This window comes from Pelagicoccus sp. SDUM812003 (assembly GCF_031127815.1).
Taxonomy (GTDB): Bacteria; Verrucomicrobiota; Verrucomicrobiia; order Opitutales; family Opitutaceae; genus Pelagicoccus.
The window spans coordinates 152,406-168,607 of the sequence record NZ_JARXHY010000009.1 but is presented as its reverse complement, the minus strand read 5'-3'; the positions used below and the strand labels follow the sequence as shown (position 1 = coordinate 168,607).

The following is a 16,202-nucleotide window of genomic DNA, read 5'->3' as shown; positions in this document are numbered from 1 at the left end:
GAGCGCTGAGAACGAGGACGGAATAGATGACGATGAGGATCATGATGGTTTTTTCGTTTTGAGAGTTCGCGTTGACGGTGTGGCCTGTGCCTAAACAACGTCCGTGCCAGAGATTGGGGCGGAGTGCTTAAGTGCCTGGTATCCAGTGGATAAAAAATTCGTTTTTCTTTCGGCCGTGAGTCGGTCGAAAGCCCTGTCCCCATTTCGGGACGATCAAAATCCCGGTTTCGAGGCGCGATTCCGGGATTGATTTCCAGAAAGGTAAGCGCTTACGTAAATAGTTATGGAATTCTACGACCAGCTTGGGGTGTGTTCGTTGGGGAGTCGCTTGCGGCGACTGGGGGATCGTCTGGCGGAGGATGCGGCGGAGGTCTATCGGCTGTATGGGTCGGCGATTCAGCCGCGTTGGTTTCCGGTCTACTACGTGTTAAAGGAGGGGGGAAGCGAGTCGGTATCGGCGATCGCGGAGCGCGTGGGCCAGAGTCATGCTTCGGTGAGCCAGATCGCCAAGGAGATGGAGAAAGCCGGGTTTGTCAGCTCGGAGAAAGGGCGGCGGGATACGCGCAAGTCTTTCCTCTCGCTGACTGAGAAAGGGCGATCCCACGGACCGGCTTTGCAGCGTCAATTGACGGATGTGGGCAAGGTCGCGGCGGAGTTGGTGGCGGAGTCGGACTTCGATCTGTGGCAGGCGATCTGCGATTGCGAGCGAGCGCTGTCGAAGCGTTCGCTTTTCCAGCGAGTCCAGGAGGAGAAGGCGAGACGGGAGAGCGAAAGCGTTGAGATCGTGACCTACCGTCGGGAGCTTGCGGACGATTTCTACCGGTTGAACGAGGAATGGATCACGCGGTATTTCACTTTGGAGGAATCTGATCGGCGGCAGCTGTTGAACCCGGAACAGAGCATCGTCGAGAAAGGGGGAGACATCCTTTTCGCTCTGGTGGATGGCGAATGCCTGGGAACCTGCGCTCTGGTGCCGCATGGAGAAGGGTGCTTGGAAATGGCTAAGATGGCAGTCGCTCCGAGGGCCCGCGGGTTCGGGCTTGGCAAGAAGCTGGGCCTAGCGGCGATCGAGCGAGCGAAGGAGCTAGGTGCGTCGAGGATCTATCTAGAGAGCAATCGTTCGCTTGTCCCAGCTATCAGCCTGTATCGAAAACTTGGATTCGTAGAGGTAGACGGCGGCCCGTCTCCCTATGCTCGTGCCGATATTCAGATGGAGCTTCGGCTGGATGAAAAGGGAGCTCCCTAGCCCTTCTTCACGAATTTCGATTTCAGCTTCATGGCTGCGAAACTGGGGATCTGAATCGGTTTCGCTGCGAAGTGGATCAGTGCGGGTCAGGCGGTGGCGCAGCTGGCGTGGAGGCGTATGGCTGTATCCATTCTGGTAGGACAGGGGCGTTGGGAGAGTCGAGACGGGTCTTCCACTCCTGATCGGTGAGAGTGGTATCGGTCTCGAACTCGTAGTACTGCATGACGGAGCCTTGGCAGAGGATCTCCAAGCCTTGCCAAGGGTAGAGCACGTAGAAGGTACGCGGGCGACCGACGGCGGCGGAGAGAGAGCGTTGTCGCTCGGGATAGCCGACCACTTCCGCCCAGCGTGGGGCGTCGTCGCGGGGAGTGAGCCAGGAGTTTCCGAAATAGCCCATCACGTAGGCCAGCTTTTCGCCGTATTCTTTGAGGAAGGCTTCCTCGGCATGGCTCCACGGCAGCTGGCGAAGTTGCTTATGGGCGAGGCTCTCCAGCTGGCGGGCGATTTTGGCGAGTTTTTCCCAACGGTCTTCGAGGATGGACCTTTGCTGAGGAATACTGGTGGCCCCGCTCTCGATGGCCTCGGCTTTCGCTTCCAGGATTTCGATGGCCCGCAGGCGCTTTGCTTGGTAGTCGGGGTCGTCGTCATCGAGCCCGCTAGAGGGAACGATCGAGGGATCGGAGACGGCTTCGGCAACCGATTGCATTTCCAGAAAATCCTCCCATGAGGAGTCAAATCCGAGAAGCTTGACGATGGCGGGAGCGACGATGTGAGGTTTTTGCAGAAATAACGCCAGCTCACGAAGCCGGTCCGATTCCTCCCAGCGCGATGGCTGGAAACACTTTTCCGCTTCGAGGGCGTTGTGGGAGGTTTCGATCAGGCGGGCCATGCGGGCGAAGAACTCGGGGTTCGGCTCGACGAAGCCGGGTGGGACCAGGGCTAGGCCGAGGTAGTGCTGTGTCATCTTCGCCTGTAGGGTGAAGGTGTGGCGCATTTGGGCCCATGAGCCGAGAGCGCTTTGGCAGCTTTTAGCGGCCCAAGCCTCGCGGCGCATGAAGTCTGGCGCTTCTGGGGCGGCCGGGATGAAGAGGGTGCTGAGAACGTCCAGGTAGCGTGGGTAGAGCTTGGCGCTGCGGTAGCGGTCGTAGTGATCGAAGGGGTCTTGGGCGGGCTTGGGGTTGGCCTCGATGAAGCTTCGCTCCGCGGGAGCGAGGTTTTCCAGAGCATACTCGGAACCGAGCCAGGCGGCGACGGCGAGACCGGAGGGGGCAAGGTCCTGGTCCAGCATCTCCTGGAAGGTGATGGCGTCGGGGAGGGCGGCGGTAGAAACGATTCGGAAGACCAGTTTTGGGAAGGCGTCTACCACGGTGGTCTTGGCTCGCAGGTCGGAATTGATTCGGTAGTAGCCGTCCTGGATGAGCTTGAGGGAGACGCGCTTGCGAACCTCCGGGCGGCGGCAGTCGAAGGTTCGCCAGCTGCGTGGGGAGACGAAGTCCAAGAGCTTGCCCAGCTCGATCATGGTGGGATCGTCTCCTCGGCCGAGCAGCTGAGTGTAGCGAGCGAAGGCGCCCTCCTGCTTGCTCTCATCGCAAGCGATGGCCAGTAGGGCCATGGCGTCGAATTCGTGTTCGCGACTGGCTCGAAACGGCAGCATTTGCAGCCAACGCAGGGCCCGGAAGTAGTTTTGCAGGCGGGGCGAGTCGGCGTAGAATCCGACGGGTCTGCAGCGTCGATAGTCGATGGCCAATAGGGACTCGGGGTCGGCGGGAGCAAGCCAAGACGGGAGGATTTGGGAGTCGGCTTGGGTGATGAGCTGGACTTGGGCGGCGATTTCCTGCCGGTGGATTTCGGAAAAGCTCTCTAGCGGTTCGCCCATGAGGATCAGGGCCGGACCGAGGGCGAGTTCGACTTGGGAGAAGGCAGCTTCGAAGCGATCGGCGGGCATGGCTTCGCCAGGCAACCGTTCGCTGAAGGCGGTGGTGAGGGCGGAGCGGGCGGCGGCGAGGACGGCGGCGAGTCGGCCGCGAAAGGATTCGGCCCGACGAAGCTCGAGCTCGCGGAAGGAGTCTTCGAAGAGGACATGGAAGGCGTTGAGCAGGGAATCGCTGGTGATGAAGACTGGGCCGCTGAGATAGGGGGCGAAGGACTGGCGGCAGGAATCGCCGTAGGCCAGCTGGTGGTTTTCGAGGCTGTCGAGGAGGGCGGAGGAGAGTTTGCGTTTTTCTGCTTCGACTCGCCAATCGTAGTCGCTGGCGGCGGTGGGGAGGCTTTGGTTTCGGATGGAGCCTTCCTGTTCGGCGGAGTTTTCGGCCCGTTTCGCTTTCTGCAATTCGATGACTTGCTGGGCGGTTAGCTGGTTTTCCCAAGCGTCGTGCTCGGCTTGCCAGCGATCGTGAGCGGCCCGCCATTCCTCGCGGGAGAGCTCGTCGGCTGGTTGAAATTTAGGCTCGGGCGGGGGCGGTTCGCCGGCGGGAAGGTGGGGAGAGGGGTGAGAGAATAGGAGAACGGTGAGGAGGGCCAGAAGTCGGGGCATCTTGGGGCGTGGGGTATCGGATTTGGGGAGGAGTATGAGTAAGAGTGAGAAAGTTGGGTAGAAAAAAGCGGCGCGAGCTGGGAGCTCGTCGCCGCTTGGGAAATTGGTTTGTGGCGGCCGAGATGGCGGCCGCTACCTTGGGGGACGCGCGAGCCCGGAGGTCTCGCGCCACCGTTTAGTCCTTGATGAGGTTGATGCCGGTCATTTCGGCGGGCTTTTCTAGGCCCATCATGGCGAGGATGGTCGGAGCGATGTCGGCGAGGCGACGATTGTTGTCGTTGACCAGCTCCTTGCCTTTGAGGCCTTCGCCGTAGACCACGGCTTCCACCGGGTTGAGGGTGTGGGCGGTGTGAGGACCGTCCACGGTGTTGTCCCAGAGCTGATCCGCGTTGCCGTGGTCGGCGGTGATGAGGGCCTTGCCGCCCATCTTGTCGATGGCTTCCAGCAGGATGCCGATGCCTTCGTCGACCGTGGCGCAGGCCTTCTTGACCGCTTCCAGGTTGCCGGTGTGGCCGACCATGTCGGGGTTGGCGTAGTTGACCAGAATGAAGTCGTATTTGCCGGAGAGAATGGCGTCCTTGACCAGTTCGGTGACTTCGCTGGCGGACATTTCCGGGGCCTGGTCGTAGGTCGGGACCTTGGGGGACTTGGCCATGCCGCGATCTTCGCCCGGGAAGGGCTCTTCACGGTAGTCGTTGAAGAAGAAGGTGACGTGGGGGAACTTTTCCGTTTCGGCGGAGCGGAACTGGGTGAGGCCCTTATCGGCGAGGTAGGCGCCGAGCACGTTCTTCATTTTCTCCGGCTTGTAGAACACCACGTTTTCGCAGAGGCCCTTCTGCCATTCGGTCATGGCCACGAAGAAGAGGTCCAGCTTTTCGCCTCGATCGAAGCCATCGAAGTCATCCTGGATGAACGCCTTGGCCAATTCGCGCGGACGGTCGCCGCGGTAGTTGTAGAAGACCACTGCGTCGCCGTTGCCGATAGTGGCGATGGGCTGGTCGTTTTCGTCTACGATCCAGGTCGGAGCTACGAACTCGTCGCCGATGTTGGAGTCGGAAGTGGGGTTGTCGTAGTAGGCCTGGATGGCTTCCGGGGCGGACTTCGCTTTGTCGCCTTCCTTGCCGGTGAGCATGTTGTAGGCCTTGCCCACGCGGTCCCAGCGCTCGTCGCGGTCCATGCACCAGAAGCGGCCGCAGACGGAAGCGATTTTTCCGATGCCGATCTCCTTGAGTTTCGCTTCGCACTGTTCGGCGAATCCCTTGCCGGAGTGCGGCGGGGTGTCGCGGCCGTCGGTGAAGAGGTGAACGTAGACCTCCTCGACGCCGGCCTTCTTGGCTTCTTCCACCAGCCCGTAGAGGTGCTCGAGCAAGCCGTGCACGCCAGCGTCGGAGGCGATGCCCATATAGTGCAGCTTGCCGCCGGACTTGGCTTTGGAGAAGGCGCCTTCGAGGGCCTTGTTGCCGGTGACGGCGCCGTCCTTGAAGGCTTTGGTGATGCGCACGATCTCCTGGTCCACGATGCGGCCGGCCCCGATGTTCTGGTGGCCGACTTCGGAATTGCCCATGATGCCCTCTGGCACGCCGACATCGAGACCGCATGCGGCCAGCTCGGTGCGGGGCCACTCGGCGCTCAGCATATCGGAGACGGGGGTGTTCGCCAGCTTGACGGCGTTGTAGCCGTCTTGGTCGGCGTTGTGGTTGCTGCCCCATCCGTCGCGGATGACGAGGAGTACTGGTTTTTTCGCTTCGCTCATGATTCGTGAAGTGGTTTGCGCGTCACACGAAGCGCGGAAAGCGGATTGATGACAAGAGTGTATTGAATTTTAGGAGGGGGCTGGGCCTGCGGAGCTTGTAAAAAGGCTGCGAAAGCCGGGAGCTTAAGATGGGCGTAAAGTCCCGTTTTGCTAGGCTGGGCAGGACGATCGAAAGCTGAAGATCTCGCCAACGCCTTCAACCTGGAACTCTGAAATGAAACAAATGCTCACTGCCGACGCGCCGGACCTCAGGCGCCGCCACCAAAAGAGAGGCTGCTCGCTGAACGCGATATTTCCTCTAACCAGAATGACCCATATCGCGGACTTGATCTGCGACCGCTTCTCCTTCAACGAGAGGAGTCGGGTGCTTGATCTGGGCTGCTCGGACGGCGACAACGCTTTGACGCTCGCCATGAGGACGGGGGCTCAGGTGATCGGGGTCGACGCTTGCTCGGGCGCCGTGCGCGGTGCCATACGGGCCAGCGGCGAACTGGAAGCTTTGAGGTGCAATACGCAGTTTTTCGTGGAGCAGCCTGAGTCCTTGCCATTCGCTGAGAACTCCTTCGATGCGATCTACTGTGACCGGTTTTTGGATACGGTTAGCAATCCCAGGTCGGTGGTTCGGGATCTGTCTGGCATGATCAAGCCGAGCGGCTCGATTCTGGTGGCTGACATGTATTTCCGTCGAGAACCGCAGTCGATGGACAGCGAGCTGAAGCGATGGCTGGGCGGCACCTATGATCGCTCGATCGTGAGCGACGTGGTCTTGCTGTTTGAGGAGCAAGGCATGAGCCTCGTGCATTTCGAACCTTTGGACGTTCATCTATCGAACTATCTCGAGTCGGTGATCATGGGGTCGACCTTGCAGAGCAAGAATCCCATACCTGGCGCCTGGGGCCGAGGCTTGGAAAGGGAAACGGCGAGTTCTCTGCTCGCCGCTGTGGATGAAAGAGAGATCGGCTACGCGGCGATGGTGTTCGAAGCGGACCGTAAGCTAGGATAGCGGGAATTCCACGATGAAGGTGGCTCCGGGTTGGCTGGATTCGACCTGGATGCTGCCCTTGTGCTGTTCGACGATGGCTTTGGCGATGGCCAGTCCGAGTCCGACGTTGCCGCTGGCGCTCGACCTGGATTTCGAAGCTCGAACGAAACGATCGAAGATGCGGCTTCGTTCCGACGCCGGGATTCCGGGACCGTTATCCGAAATCCGGATACGAGCTCGTTCTTCGATCTGCTGTAGTTCGATTCGTATGGTCTCTCCGTTTGGGCTGTACCGTATGGCGTTGGAAAGGATGTTTGTCAGCACCTGCCCCATTCTCAGTCCGTCGATGCGAGCGGTCACCGGGGCGAGGCGTTTCGTGAAGCTCACCTCCTTTTTCGCAGCGATCGGTTCGAGCCAGTCGCAGCACTCCTGCACCAGCTCGCTCAGGTCGTAGTCGGCCTTGCGAAACTCGAGCTCTCCGGAATCGGATCGGGCCAGATCGAGCAAGCTGCTGAGCAGGTTCTTCAAGTGGTTGGCCTGATTCTGGCAGGCTTGGAAGTGCTCGATGTACTCCTCCTGACGTCGCTCGCGAGAGAGGGCGAGCTGGATCTGGGTGAGCAGGGCGGCCACCGGGGTTCTCAGCTCGTGCGACGCGTCGGCGGTGAATTGGACTTGTTGGGCGTAGGATCGGTCCAGCTTGTAGAAGGTTTCGTTCAGCACCTTGGCGAGGCTCTCGAGTTCGCAGCCTGTATCTGAAGAGCTGATACGAAGATTGCGTTGCCCGTCGGCAATCTTTTTGGCCGTGTCGCTGATCGTCTGAATGGGTCGGATGGCTCTGCCCGTCAGGTACCAGCCGCCGAATACGCCTGCGAAGATGATGAGCGCGTCGAGAGCGACGAGCTTTTTTCTCAGGGCGGCCAGATCGGCGATGTGCTCGGAAATGTCCTTGGCGAATCCGATGGTCATGCCGATTCGCGTTTTCGTAACGAATAAGCGAATACGATCGACCGTGTAGAGGTTTGGCCGGTCCGGAGCCGCGGAAAAGCTGCCGAGTTCGGGGGAAAGCTCCGTAGCGTTGGGAGACTGGTAGATTTGCTCCAGATCGCGGTCCCAGGCGTAGACCATGGTGTTCAAGTCGCTGAGCTCTTCCGCTATCTCCTGAGCGCTGGTTTGGATGCCCGGTCTGCGATCGAGCCGTGGCCTTGGCGCCGGCCGGCTGGCCATACCGGCATCCCCGGGCGGTCGGCGCGGGGGGAAGCGCTCGCGGTTCTCCCGCAGGATGAATGTTTCGACCTGGGGCAGAAGGCGCACCGAGACGCTTTGCAGGGTGACGTCGATCAGGCGCAGCTGGTTTTGCTTTTCGTAGTAGTAGTAGGAGAGGGAGAGACCGATGGTGATGACCACCAGCAGCAGACTGTGCCAGAACTGTATGCGGAAGCGTATGGACCGGTGCGGCATGCTCCTAGCTTTCCGAGTCCACGTAATACCCTTGGCCGGGGCGCGTCTTTATGACGTCCTTGCCGAGCTTCTTGCGCAACCTGCAGATGTGCACGTAGAGCGAATCCGAGATGTTGTCGTCGTCCTCGCCAAAGAGGTTTTCGTAGAGGAAGCTTCGAGAAACGACTTGTCCCGGTCGCGTCAGCAAGGCTTCGGAGATCGAGTACTCGATGTTGGTGAGCGGAACGGGGACGCCGGATTTTGTGATGCTGCGGGCGAGGGTGTCGATCGACAGGTCGCCGTGGGAAAGGACGGGGTTGGGGGCGCCTCGGGAGCGTCGGATCAAGGCTCTGATGCGCGAGTAGAGTTCGTCCAGATGGAACGGTTTGGGCAGGTAGTCGTCCGCGCCGCTATCGAGGCCGCGGATGCGATCGTCGACGCTGTCGCGAGCGGTGAGGATGAGGATCGGCACCGGATTGGTGTCTCGGATGCGAGCGATGATTTGCCAGCCGTCCAGCTTCGGCAGCATGATATCCAGGATAGCTGCGGCGTAGTCGAATTGCTGAAGGTGGTAGAGCCCTTCCTCTCCGTCGCTGGCGGTGTCGACCTTGTAGCCCTCCTCGGTGAGCCCTTGGGCGAGGTTCTTTTGAAGCTGGGGATCGTCTTCAACTACGAGCAGGCGCATGCAGCCGTTTTTCTTCATGCGGCCAGTTTAGCAAGCGGGATCTTACGAAGATCTTAAGCGAGGGGATATAAACGCGAGGGCGGGGCGGCTACAGTTCGTCGATGAGCTGTCGCACGTTTCTCTCGATTTGCTCGATGGCGTTTTGAGCGCTCTCCAAGTTCAGGTCTTCCACCCGCCAAAAGCGGATCCTGTCCAGCAGCTCCGGGTGCAGCTGTTGGAAGATGGGCTGGTGCTCGCTTTCGCTCAGGGCGATTGCGAGGGTGTCGGGAGAGATTTCCCTCGGGTCGAGCTGCCGTGGCTCGCGCAGATCGTTGCGGGGGATGATGCGCCGGCGCTGCAGGGCGGTGTAGCTGTGTTTCGAAAAGGTGCCCAGGTTGACCGTTCGCGACTCGGCGACCTTGAGCCCGGCGGAATCGGCGGTGATGGCGAGTCCCTTCTGCTCGGCGAGGTGGTTGAAGAGCTCTTCCGCGAAACGGCTCCGGTAGTAGTTTCCGGTGCAGAGAAATAGGACCTTTTTAGGTGGCATGGGGGAGAGTCTGGGCGTGGTCCGGTCGATCTGGCAACCGGCGTTTGGAAACGAATGAGCGACGAGAAGGGTGAGCGGGAGGGCCTTCCGCTGGAAGGCGGCTATGGCGTTCGCGGAGGGAGCGGCGCTTTGGTGGGAGCGACCGTTTTCCGCTACTCGGGGTACTTGGCGTTCAGGCTGTCGAGCACGACCTGCTTGGACTCGTCGAGGCTGGGGTGGTCGACCTGCTTGAGCAGCTTGCGAGCGGCTCGATGGTGTCCGAGCTCGTAGCGCACGCGGGCCGTGTAGAGGCGCACCATCTGTTTTTCGAATTCCGAACCGGCCTGATCGTAGAGCTCCTGCCAGATTTCAAGCGCCGCCATCCAGTCTGGATCCTCGATGTCGAAGAAGCTCTGGGCGTAGCGCATCTTCAGCGAGATGTCGCTAGGGGAGTAGATCATGGCCTCGCGGAAATTGTCTTGGATGGCGCGGTCCATTTCCTGGTAGTCGGCGAACAGTCCCTCGTCCATGAAGTAGTCGCGGTAGGCGAGGAGCAGGTTTCCCAGCTGGTAGTAGTAGAGGGATTCCTGCGGGGCCAGGTCGCGGGCCATGAGAAAGAAGCCGTATGCCTCCATGTACTTGCCTTCTTCGGCCATGTAGTTGCCCAGCTGATTCTTCACCACCGGCACCATGGGGTCGAGCTCGTCGGCCTTGAGAAACATGGCGTAGCTGGCCTCGCGGTTTCCTGTGCGGTTGAGCAGCAAGCCGTAGGCGATGTAGGCCGGGGCGTAGTCGGGGGCGTCGGTGATGAGCTTGTCGTAGCCGTCGATGACGGACTGCAGCTCGCGCTTGATCTGGGCCACGTCCTCTTCCGAGATGGCGGTCTCGTACTTTTGCATCGCGGCTTGCTCCCGCTCCTGCAGCTGCTTCAGCAGGTAGAAGGCGAGCGACTGGTCGCTGGGCGTCTCCGCGTTGGATTTGGCGGTTTTCGCCTTTTTGGCCAGGGCCAACGGCGCCGACGAGAGGGCGCAGAGCGCCGCGAGAGCGATGGTGAGAGGTTTTCGAAAACTCATGTGCATGTGATCGGAGGCTAGGGTGCGCGAATCCCTAAGACAGCGGCAAGCAGGATTGTTGCGCTTCGTAGGGAAGTGAAGCTCGAGCCAGGGCGGCTGCTACCAGGTGTACTTCACTTCGTAGGAGAGCGTTGTCTTGCCGTCGGCTGGCGTTTCCGCCTCGAAGGCGATGGTGTCGGAGTCGACGATTTCGTAGTGGTGGGAGCTTTCGAGGATCTCCCAGTTGTTCCAGCGGTAGAGGTGTTCCACGACGCGGATGGTCACTGGCTCTTCCTTGCGGTTGGAGAGTTCGATCGCGAAGGCTTCCTCCACCCAGTGGGCTCGATGATCGATGTTGTAGCGGACGCGGGTGCGCTCGCCAACCAGGTCGAAGGCGTTGCCGGTGTTGATGCGCAGCAGCTCGTTCTTCGGCGTGTGGTCGATGACGTTTTCGCCGGTGAACTCCAGCTGCGCGTCGTCTTCGTTTTGGCGATAGAAACGGGTCTTGCCCTTGGGCAAGGGAATGCCGAGGCCGTTTTCCTCGCTGTTTTCGATTTCCTGCATGATCCAGACCTTTGGGTTGGACTCGGTGCCGTAGGCTTCGTCCTGGCGGATGCTTTCCTGATTCCATCCGTGGTAGCGATTCATCGGGATGAACGCTCCGTCGTAGACGTAGACGCGCGTGGCGTTTACGCCGGAGGCGTGGATGAATTCCACTTGCTTGGTTTCGCGATCGCGCAGGGTGGTCGGGCGCTGGAGGGTGTAGAGGTGGAAGTCGTCGAAGCTTTTTTGGTCCACCGCCGGTTGCGAGCGGGCTTCTCTCGACATGGCGATTTCGCCGATAACGGCTCCCGCATAGCCGTCGCTGGCGACTTTGTTCACGTCGCCCGCCATGAGCTTGATTTGGGCGTTTTCGAAGCTCCGTCCGGTTTGGTTGTCCATGGTGATCCAGCCGACGAAGTCGACCGTATCGGAGTTCTCCGGAGCGATGACGTTGTAGTCGGCCATCCAGCCCATGCCTTGGGTGATGTAGCTGATCTGCGCATCCAATTTTCCACTACGAGGAGATTCGATCTTCCATTCAAGCGTTGGCTTTAGAATGGTGTCGTCTCCGAGCGAGGGAAAAATGGGCGCTCCGGGGAGGCCGAAGCGCAGCTTGCCGTCGACTTCGATGATGGGCTGTCCGCCTCCTTGGCCCATGATGGCTTGCTGGCGAATTCGATAGTCTTGTCCGTACTGGCCGTAGGCGTTTTGGTGGGGAATGTAGCCGCTACGTATGATCTTTCCGGATACGATTTCGGTCTCGTCGTCTCGGTATCGCTCGAACTCGATGGTCTTTCCTTCGAAGAGGGAGAGCAGCAAGGCCTGGGAGAGCGGATCGGCCCGGTAGTTCTGTTCGAGCACGGTGAAGTCGAAACTCCCTTGCGGGTCGCGGATCACTACGGATTGCGGTTCCAGGTGGGCGGTGGCGTCGCTGTAGGTGACAGTGCTGACGCCGCGTTCTAGGTCGATGGCGAGGGAGTCCCTCACTACGGCGAAACCATCGTTGTAGATGGTGAGAGCGGGATTGGCGAAAGCTGAGGCGCTGAAGGTGGAAGCGAGCAGCAGGGAGCGGTCGATCGTGCGCATGGGCGGATTAGGGTTGGAATGGGTGGAAGCAAGTGAACGAGAACGAAGTACGAGCTAGCTGCGTAACAGGATTCCCGCGAGGAGCTTGGACAGGTTCAAGCCCGATGGGTTTCCCTTTGTTGAACTACTTCTAGCGGCGCCTGATCGCCGTTGGAGGAAGGCCAAGCAGCGGGGGAGGGCGGAGTCTAAGCATAGTGGGGGATTTTACGAACAATTCGCTAAACCCTTATCGTTCCTCACCGATGTTGTCTTGGGATTTGGGAAGGGACGAATCGCTCGCCAGCTGGCCGCGCGCAGTCGTTTTCCCTGCGATTATGATGGGAGTGAATGGAAAAGGGAAAACGCGTCGGCAAGGAGCGAAGTCAGGCTTGGGGCTTTGGTTCGCCCTAGGTGTGTGGATCGTCTTGGTCTCCATTCCATTGAGCTATTTTTCGGCGGCCCATTTGACGAGTTTGCCGATCGCCAAGCAGCCGCTTTCCTCGTCTCTCGATGGGCGATGGAGAATCATGCATGTGCTGGGCGAAAGCTGCGCCTGCTCGCGCAGCGTGTTGGATTACTTGCAGCGGCGCGGCGCCTTGAGCGACGTCGCTGAGGAAACGCTGTTGCTGGAAGCGAGGCCCGGATCGCTCGAAGGCCTACGCCAGGCGGGATTTCTGGCCAACGGTGGCGATGCCGAGGCGCTCTGCGCCGGCTACGGGGCCGAGGGCGTGCCGTTTTTCCAGATTCTACGACCTGATGGCGAAGTCGCCTACAGCGGGTCCTATTTCGATGGCATGGCCCGACCCACCAGCGGTTTTCTCGACGTCGACACGCTGCGTACGCTGCGATCGGGCGGCTGGGTGCCGGAGCGACCGGTCTATGGCTGTCCCACCAGCGATCGCCTGCGGACCCGATTGGACCCTTTTGGATTGAAGCAATTGTAAGCGCTTAAACGATATGAACTTAGATACCAATTTTGAACGAAACTTCGATGTGCGGGCCCAGAAGATCGCGGTGTTGGCCTTGATCGGCCACATTCCGGTAGCGGTCGGGCTAGCCCTCTTTTTTGGCACGGGAGCGGGCCTTGCTCTGGTCATGGGAGCGCTGATTGTCGCGGGTCCGGTCGCGGCTCGGCAGTTCGCGCCGGGATCGCTGCTGACCACCGTGGTGATCGGCATCGCCATCACTTCCTTCTCCGCTCTGTTCATCCATTTGGGACGTGGCATGATTGAAATGCACTTTCACGTCTTCGCGTCTTTGGCGGCGATCATCGCATTGGCGTCGCGCTCCGCTGTGATCGCGGCCGCTGCCACCACCGCCATCCACCACGTGGCGTTTTTCTTCATCGCCCCCGAGAGCCTGTTTAACTACCAGGCGAGCTTGGGAATCGTCGCCCTGCATGCCGCATTCGTGGTGGTCACGGGATTGCCGGCGTATTACATCTCCCAGCGCTACCGCAGCTTTGTGAAGGCGCAGGCGGTGATAGCCGAGCACCTTGGCGAGATTGCTTTTTCGGTCGACGAGCAGACCGGACGCCTGAGCGATTCCTCGCGCGAGCTCGCCGGCGGAGCCAGTCGACAGGCGGCTTCCATCGAAGAGACGTCCGCCTCTTTGGAGCAGATCAGCTCCAGCACGCAGAGCAATGCCGACAGCGCTGAAAACGCCAAGCGACTCTCCTCCAACGCCCGCCAGATCGCGGAAAAGGGGGCCGAGCAAGTCGCGACCATGACGCGCGCCATGCAAGAGATTCGCGCTTCGAGCGACAGCGTGGCTCAGATCCTCAAGACCATCGACGAGATCGCGTTCCAGACCAACATCCTCGCTCTCAACGCCGCGGTGGAAGCGGCTCGGGCCGGGGAAGCTGGGGCAGGATTCGCCGTGGTGGCGGACGAAGTGAGAAATCTCGCTCAACGCAGCGCGGTGGCGGCACAGGAAACCGCATCCAAGATCGACGATGCGGTGACCCGGAGCCGACGCGGCGTGGAGATCAGCGAAGCGGTAGCTTCTCAGCTGGAAGAGATTTTCGACATTTCGAAGCAAGTGGACCAGCTGGTGGGAGACATCACCGTTTCTTCGCGCGAGCAAAGCGAAGGCCTCGGACAGGTGGCTAGAGCCATGACTGATATCGATGCCGTCACTCAGGCTTCCGCGGCGAACGCGGAGCGAAACGAGCAGGACGCCCAATCCTTGCGCCAGCTCTCGCAGCGTCTGGCCGACGCTCTGCGCAGCATTGACGGCATCCTCGGGCAGGAGGAGCTGTCGAATCGGCGCGGGAGCCAGCCCGCTTCCTCGCGCCCGTCCGCCGGCGGCTCCTCGAAAGCCGATTCCAACCAGAGCGGCCTTTCGCGATTTTCCCAAGAGGACTTGGTGAGCTGGAACTAGCCGTGCGGGTGTCCCTTCCGGGGACTCCGGTAGGGCTCGGGCGCGGAGCCATGCGACGAGGCGTAAACAAAGTTTAAACCTCGTCGCCCGCGGTCAATTGGGCTCGATTTCTAGACGAAGGTGAGGGGGGAGCTGGCTTTCAGCTTCTCGGTTCAACCGGAGCGCTCGACGCTCGGACTCCGTCAACCCACGACCGTTTTACACCATGACCCGACTCACCCCACGAGCAAAGATCGCCCTCGGTTTCGCCATCGTCATGAGCGCCGCCGGAGTGGTGGCATTCACCGCCCTATATTTCTTCACCCAGCTCGAGCAAGGCGTGCTGGACCTGCAGCAGACCAGCGCCGCCAGCCAGGCTCTCATCGCGAGCTTTGGCACTGCCTACTGGACGGTTCTCGTTCTGGGCGGGGCGGGCACCGTCCTTTCGCTCGTCGCCCTCTTCCTGGTGGCTCGCACCTTGAACGCCACTTTTGGGGGCATCACGGAATCCCTCCGAGCCACCTCCCGCTCCTTGCTCAGCGAATCCGAGCAGCTGGCCAACTCCAGTTCCAATCTCGCCGATGGGGCCAGTCGGCAAGCGGCGAGCTTGGAGGAAACCAGCAGCTCGCTGGAGGAGATGGCGTCCATGACCGAGAAAAACACCGCTCACGCCCAGGAGGCAAATCGCCTCACTTCGCAGGCCCGCGATGCCGCGGACCAAGGGGCCCGTGAAATGGAGGCGATGACCGAGGCCATGCTCGGCATCAAGACCAGCAGCGACGAAATCGGACAAATCGTGAAGACCATCGACGAAATCGCTTTCCAGACGAACATTCTCGCTCTAAACGCCGCGGTGGAAGCGGCTCGGGCTGGCGAGTCCGGAGCGGGGTTCGCGGTGGTGGCGGACGAGGTGCGCAACCTCGCCCAGCGCAGCGCCCAAGCTGCCAACGAAACTACCGCGAAGATCGAAAACGCCATTTCCAAGACCCAGCAAGGCGTGGAGCTGACCGAAGCGGTGATGAAGCGCTTGCGGGCCATCGTCGAAATCAATCGCCAGGTGGATTCCATCGCGGAGCAAGTGGCGGAGGCCAGCATGCAGCAGAGCGAAGGCATCGGACAGCTGCGCAGTTCGGTCTTCGACATCGACCAAGTGACGCAAAGCAACGCCGCTGCGGCGGAGGAAACCGCCAGCGCCACGCGAGCCCTGCGCCAGAAGCTCGGTCAGGTCACCGATACGGTGGACGAGCTCCGCCATCTCATCGGAGCGGATCAGATTCGCGGTGGAGAGACGGCCGCTGCTGCGGCTGCGTCGAATCGCTCCTCCAGGCCCAAGGGTCGGGATGCGGGCGAGGATGCGTTTGCCAGCGCCCGAAGCTCAGACGACCTCTGGTCGGAGTTGAAGGTCGATTGATCCCGGAAGCGAACGACGGGGAAGCTTGGCTTTAGCATTGTGCCCAGCCCTCGAATGGCGAGACTATGGCGAAACGTTTCGGAAGTCCCTCCGTGGGTGCTTCCTCCAACAGCAGCGAAAGTAGAGTAGCCATGAGCGATACGAACGAGGTGATGGTCCGCAGAGCGGAGAGCTTTCCATTGGAAAAAGTCGGAGCCGGAGCGGGAACCTGCCGCTCGGTGATGATTTCGAGCGAGCAAGCGCCGCATTTCGCCCTGCGACGCTTTGTGATGGAGCCCGGCGGAGGCATGCCTCTGCACACCAACACGGTGGAGCACGAGCAATACATTCTGAAAGGATCCGCCGAGGTGGTGATCGGAGAAACGGTTTACCAAATCAGCGAAGGCGACGTGGTCTACATCCCCGCTGGAGTGCCGCATTCCTACAAGGCGGACGCGGAGAAGGGCTTCGAATTTCTCTGCATGGTGCCCAATAAGCAGGACGTGATCGAGATCGTGGAGCCTGGTTGCTAGCGGCGGCGTTTCGCGCGTACGGGAGGCCGACAGGAAGGCGGAGCCGGGCTTCGTTTCCCGACGAGTCTCGGCAAATGTTTAAGAGGGGATCGCCAAAGCGACCCCCTCCGTTTCTTT

Annotated in this window: 13 protein-coding genes; 6 read left to right on the top strand and 7 right to left on the bottom strand. The window is 60.5% G+C overall.

Going from position 1 to position 16,202, the window contains the following annotated elements; genetic code table 11:
- Nucleotides 1-283 precede the first annotated feature (283 nt).
- Nucleotides 284-1,246: a bifunctional helix-turn-helix transcriptional regulator/GNAT family N-acetyltransferase gene (locus QEH54_RS13845; protein WP_309019285.1), complete on the top strand. Its 963-nt coding sequence runs from the start codon at nucleotides 284-286 to the stop codon at nucleotides 1,244-1,246.
- A gap of 76 nt (nucleotides 1,247-1,322) precedes the next feature.
- Here the strand turns inward: QEH54_RS13845 and QEH54_RS13840 are convergent, their stop codons facing one another.
- Both QEH54_RS13840 and gpmI read right to left on the bottom strand, forming a co-directional pair.
- The gene (locus tag QEH54_RS13840; RefSeq protein WP_309019284.1) at nucleotides 1,323-3,779 is read right to left on the bottom strand and encodes a DUF3160 domain-containing protein; all 2,457 of its coding nucleotides are present in this window, start codon (nucleotides 3,777-3,779) and stop codon (nucleotides 1,323-1,325) included.
- A gap of 175 nt (nucleotides 3,780-3,954) precedes the next feature.
- Nucleotides 3,955-5,532, bottom strand: a complete 1,578-nt coding sequence (gene gpmI / locus QEH54_RS13835; protein WP_309019283.1) for a 2,3-bisphosphoglycerate-independent phosphoglycerate mutase — start codon at nucleotides 5,530-5,532, stop codon at nucleotides 3,955-3,957.
- Nucleotides 5,533-5,746: 214 nt separating this feature from the next.
- On the opposite strand from gpmI, the gene QEH54_RS13830 reads away from it, so the two are divergent.
- Nucleotides 5,747-6,535 carry a class I SAM-dependent methyltransferase gene (locus tag QEH54_RS13830; RefSeq protein ID WP_309019282.1) on the top strand — a complete coding sequence of 263 codons (789 nt, stop codon included), beginning with the start codon at nucleotides 5,747-5,749 and terminating at the stop codon, nucleotides 6,533-6,535.
- Here the strand turns inward: QEH54_RS13830 and QEH54_RS13825 are convergent.
- From QEH54_RS13825 to QEH54_RS13805, 5 genes are all read right to left on the bottom strand, one after another.
- On the bottom strand, nucleotides 6,527-7,972 hold the full coding sequence (locus QEH54_RS13825) for an ATP-binding protein (protein WP_309019281.1): 1,446 nt from the start codon (nucleotides 7,970-7,972) through the stop codon (nucleotides 6,527-6,529). The genes QEH54_RS13830 and QEH54_RS13825 overlap by 9 nt on opposite strands.
- Before the next feature lie 4 nt (nucleotides 7,973-7,976).
- Nucleotides 7,977-8,654, bottom strand: coding sequence for a response regulator transcription factor (locus tag QEH54_RS13820; protein WP_309019280.1), 678 nt, complete (start codon nucleotides 8,652-8,654; stop codon nucleotides 7,977-7,979).
- 70 nt (nucleotides 8,655-8,724) lie between these two features.
- Nucleotides 8,725-9,162, bottom strand: a complete 438-nt coding sequence (locus tag QEH54_RS13815; protein ID WP_309019279.1) for a hypothetical protein — start codon at nucleotides 9,160-9,162, stop codon at nucleotides 8,725-8,727.
- Nucleotides 9,163-9,314: 152 nt separating this feature from the next.
- A complete protein-coding gene (locus tag QEH54_RS13810; protein WP_309019278.1) occupies nucleotides 9,315-10,214 on the bottom strand; it encodes a hypothetical protein in 900 nt (299 codons plus the stop codon).
- A gap of 99 nt (nucleotides 10,215-10,313) precedes the next feature.
- A complete protein-coding gene (locus QEH54_RS13805; protein WP_309019277.1) occupies nucleotides 10,314-11,822 on the bottom strand; it encodes a hypothetical protein in 1,509 nt (502 codons plus the stop codon).
- Between the two features lie 314 nt (nucleotides 11,823-12,136).
- Here QEH54_RS13805 and QEH54_RS13800 point away from each other — a divergent pair, with 314 nt between their 5' ends.
- The 4 genes from QEH54_RS13800 (at nucleotide 12,137) to QEH54_RS13785 (ending at nucleotide 16,085) form a co-directional block, all read left to right on the top strand.
- Nucleotides 12,137-12,745 (top strand): hypothetical protein, encoded by a 609-nt coding sequence (locus QEH54_RS13800; RefSeq protein WP_309019276.1) that lies wholly within the window; start codon nucleotides 12,137-12,139, stop codon nucleotides 12,743-12,745.
- 13 nt (nucleotides 12,746-12,758) lie between these two features.
- Nucleotides 12,759-14,183, top strand: a complete 1,425-nt coding sequence (locus QEH54_RS13795; RefSeq protein ID WP_309019275.1) for a methyl-accepting chemotaxis protein — start codon at nucleotides 12,759-12,761, stop codon at nucleotides 14,181-14,183.
- A gap of 205 nt (nucleotides 14,184-14,388) precedes the next feature.
- The gene (locus QEH54_RS13790) at nucleotides 14,389-15,573 is read left to right on the top strand and encodes a methyl-accepting chemotaxis protein (RefSeq protein ID WP_309019274.1); all 1,185 of its coding nucleotides are present in this window, start codon (nucleotides 14,389-14,391) and stop codon (nucleotides 15,571-15,573) included.
- A 131-nt stretch (nucleotides 15,574-15,704) separates the two neighbouring features.
- Entirely contained in the window at nucleotides 15,705-16,085 is a 381-nt protein-coding gene (locus QEH54_RS13785) for a cupin domain-containing protein (RefSeq protein WP_309019273.1), read from the top strand.
- Nucleotides 16,086-16,202 lie beyond the last annotated feature (117 nt).

Coding starts and splice junctions, on each gene's coding strand:
- QEH54_RS13845 (WP_309019285.1), top strand. CDS start 284: ATGGAATTCTACGACCAGCTTGGGGTGTGTTCGTTGGGGAGTCGCTTG.
- QEH54_RS13840 (WP_309019284.1), bottom strand. CDS start 3,779: ATGCCCCGACTTCTGGCCCTCCTCACCGTTCTCCTATTCTCTCACCCC.
- gpmI (WP_309019283.1), bottom strand. CDS start 5,532: ATGAGCGAAGCGAAAAAACCAGTACTCCTCGTCATCCGCGACGGATGG.
- QEH54_RS13830 (WP_309019282.1), top strand. CDS start 5,747: ATGAAACAAATGCTCACTGCCGACGCGCCGGACCTCAGGCGCCGCCAC.
- QEH54_RS13825 (WP_309019281.1), bottom strand. CDS start 7,972: ATGCCGCACCGGTCCATACGCTTCCGCATACAGTTCTGGCACAGTCTG.
- QEH54_RS13820 (WP_309019280.1), bottom strand. CDS start 8,654: ATGAAGAAAAACGGCTGCATGCGCCTGCTCGTAGTTGAAGACGATCCC.
- QEH54_RS13815 (WP_309019279.1), bottom strand. CDS start 9,162: ATGCCACCTAAAAAGGTCCTATTTCTCTGCACCGGAAACTACTACCGG.
- QEH54_RS13810 (WP_309019278.1), bottom strand. CDS start 10,214: ATGAGTTTTCGAAAACCTCTCACCATCGCTCTCGCGGCGCTCTGCGCC.
- QEH54_RS13805 (WP_309019277.1), bottom strand. CDS start 11,822: ATGCGCACGATCGACCGCTCCCTGCTGCTCGCTTCCACCTTCAGCGCC.
- QEH54_RS13800 (WP_309019276.1), top strand. CDS start 12,137: ATGATGGGAGTGAATGGAAAAGGGAAAACGCGTCGGCAAGGAGCGAAG.
- QEH54_RS13795 (WP_309019275.1), top strand. CDS start 12,759: ATGAACTTAGATACCAATTTTGAACGAAACTTCGATGTGCGGGCCCAG.
- QEH54_RS13790 (WP_309019274.1), top strand. CDS start 14,389: ATGACCCGACTCACCCCACGAGCAAAGATCGCCCTCGGTTTCGCCATC.
- QEH54_RS13785 (WP_309019273.1), top strand. CDS start 15,705: ATGAGCGATACGAACGAGGTGATGGTCCGCAGAGCGGAGAGCTTTCCA.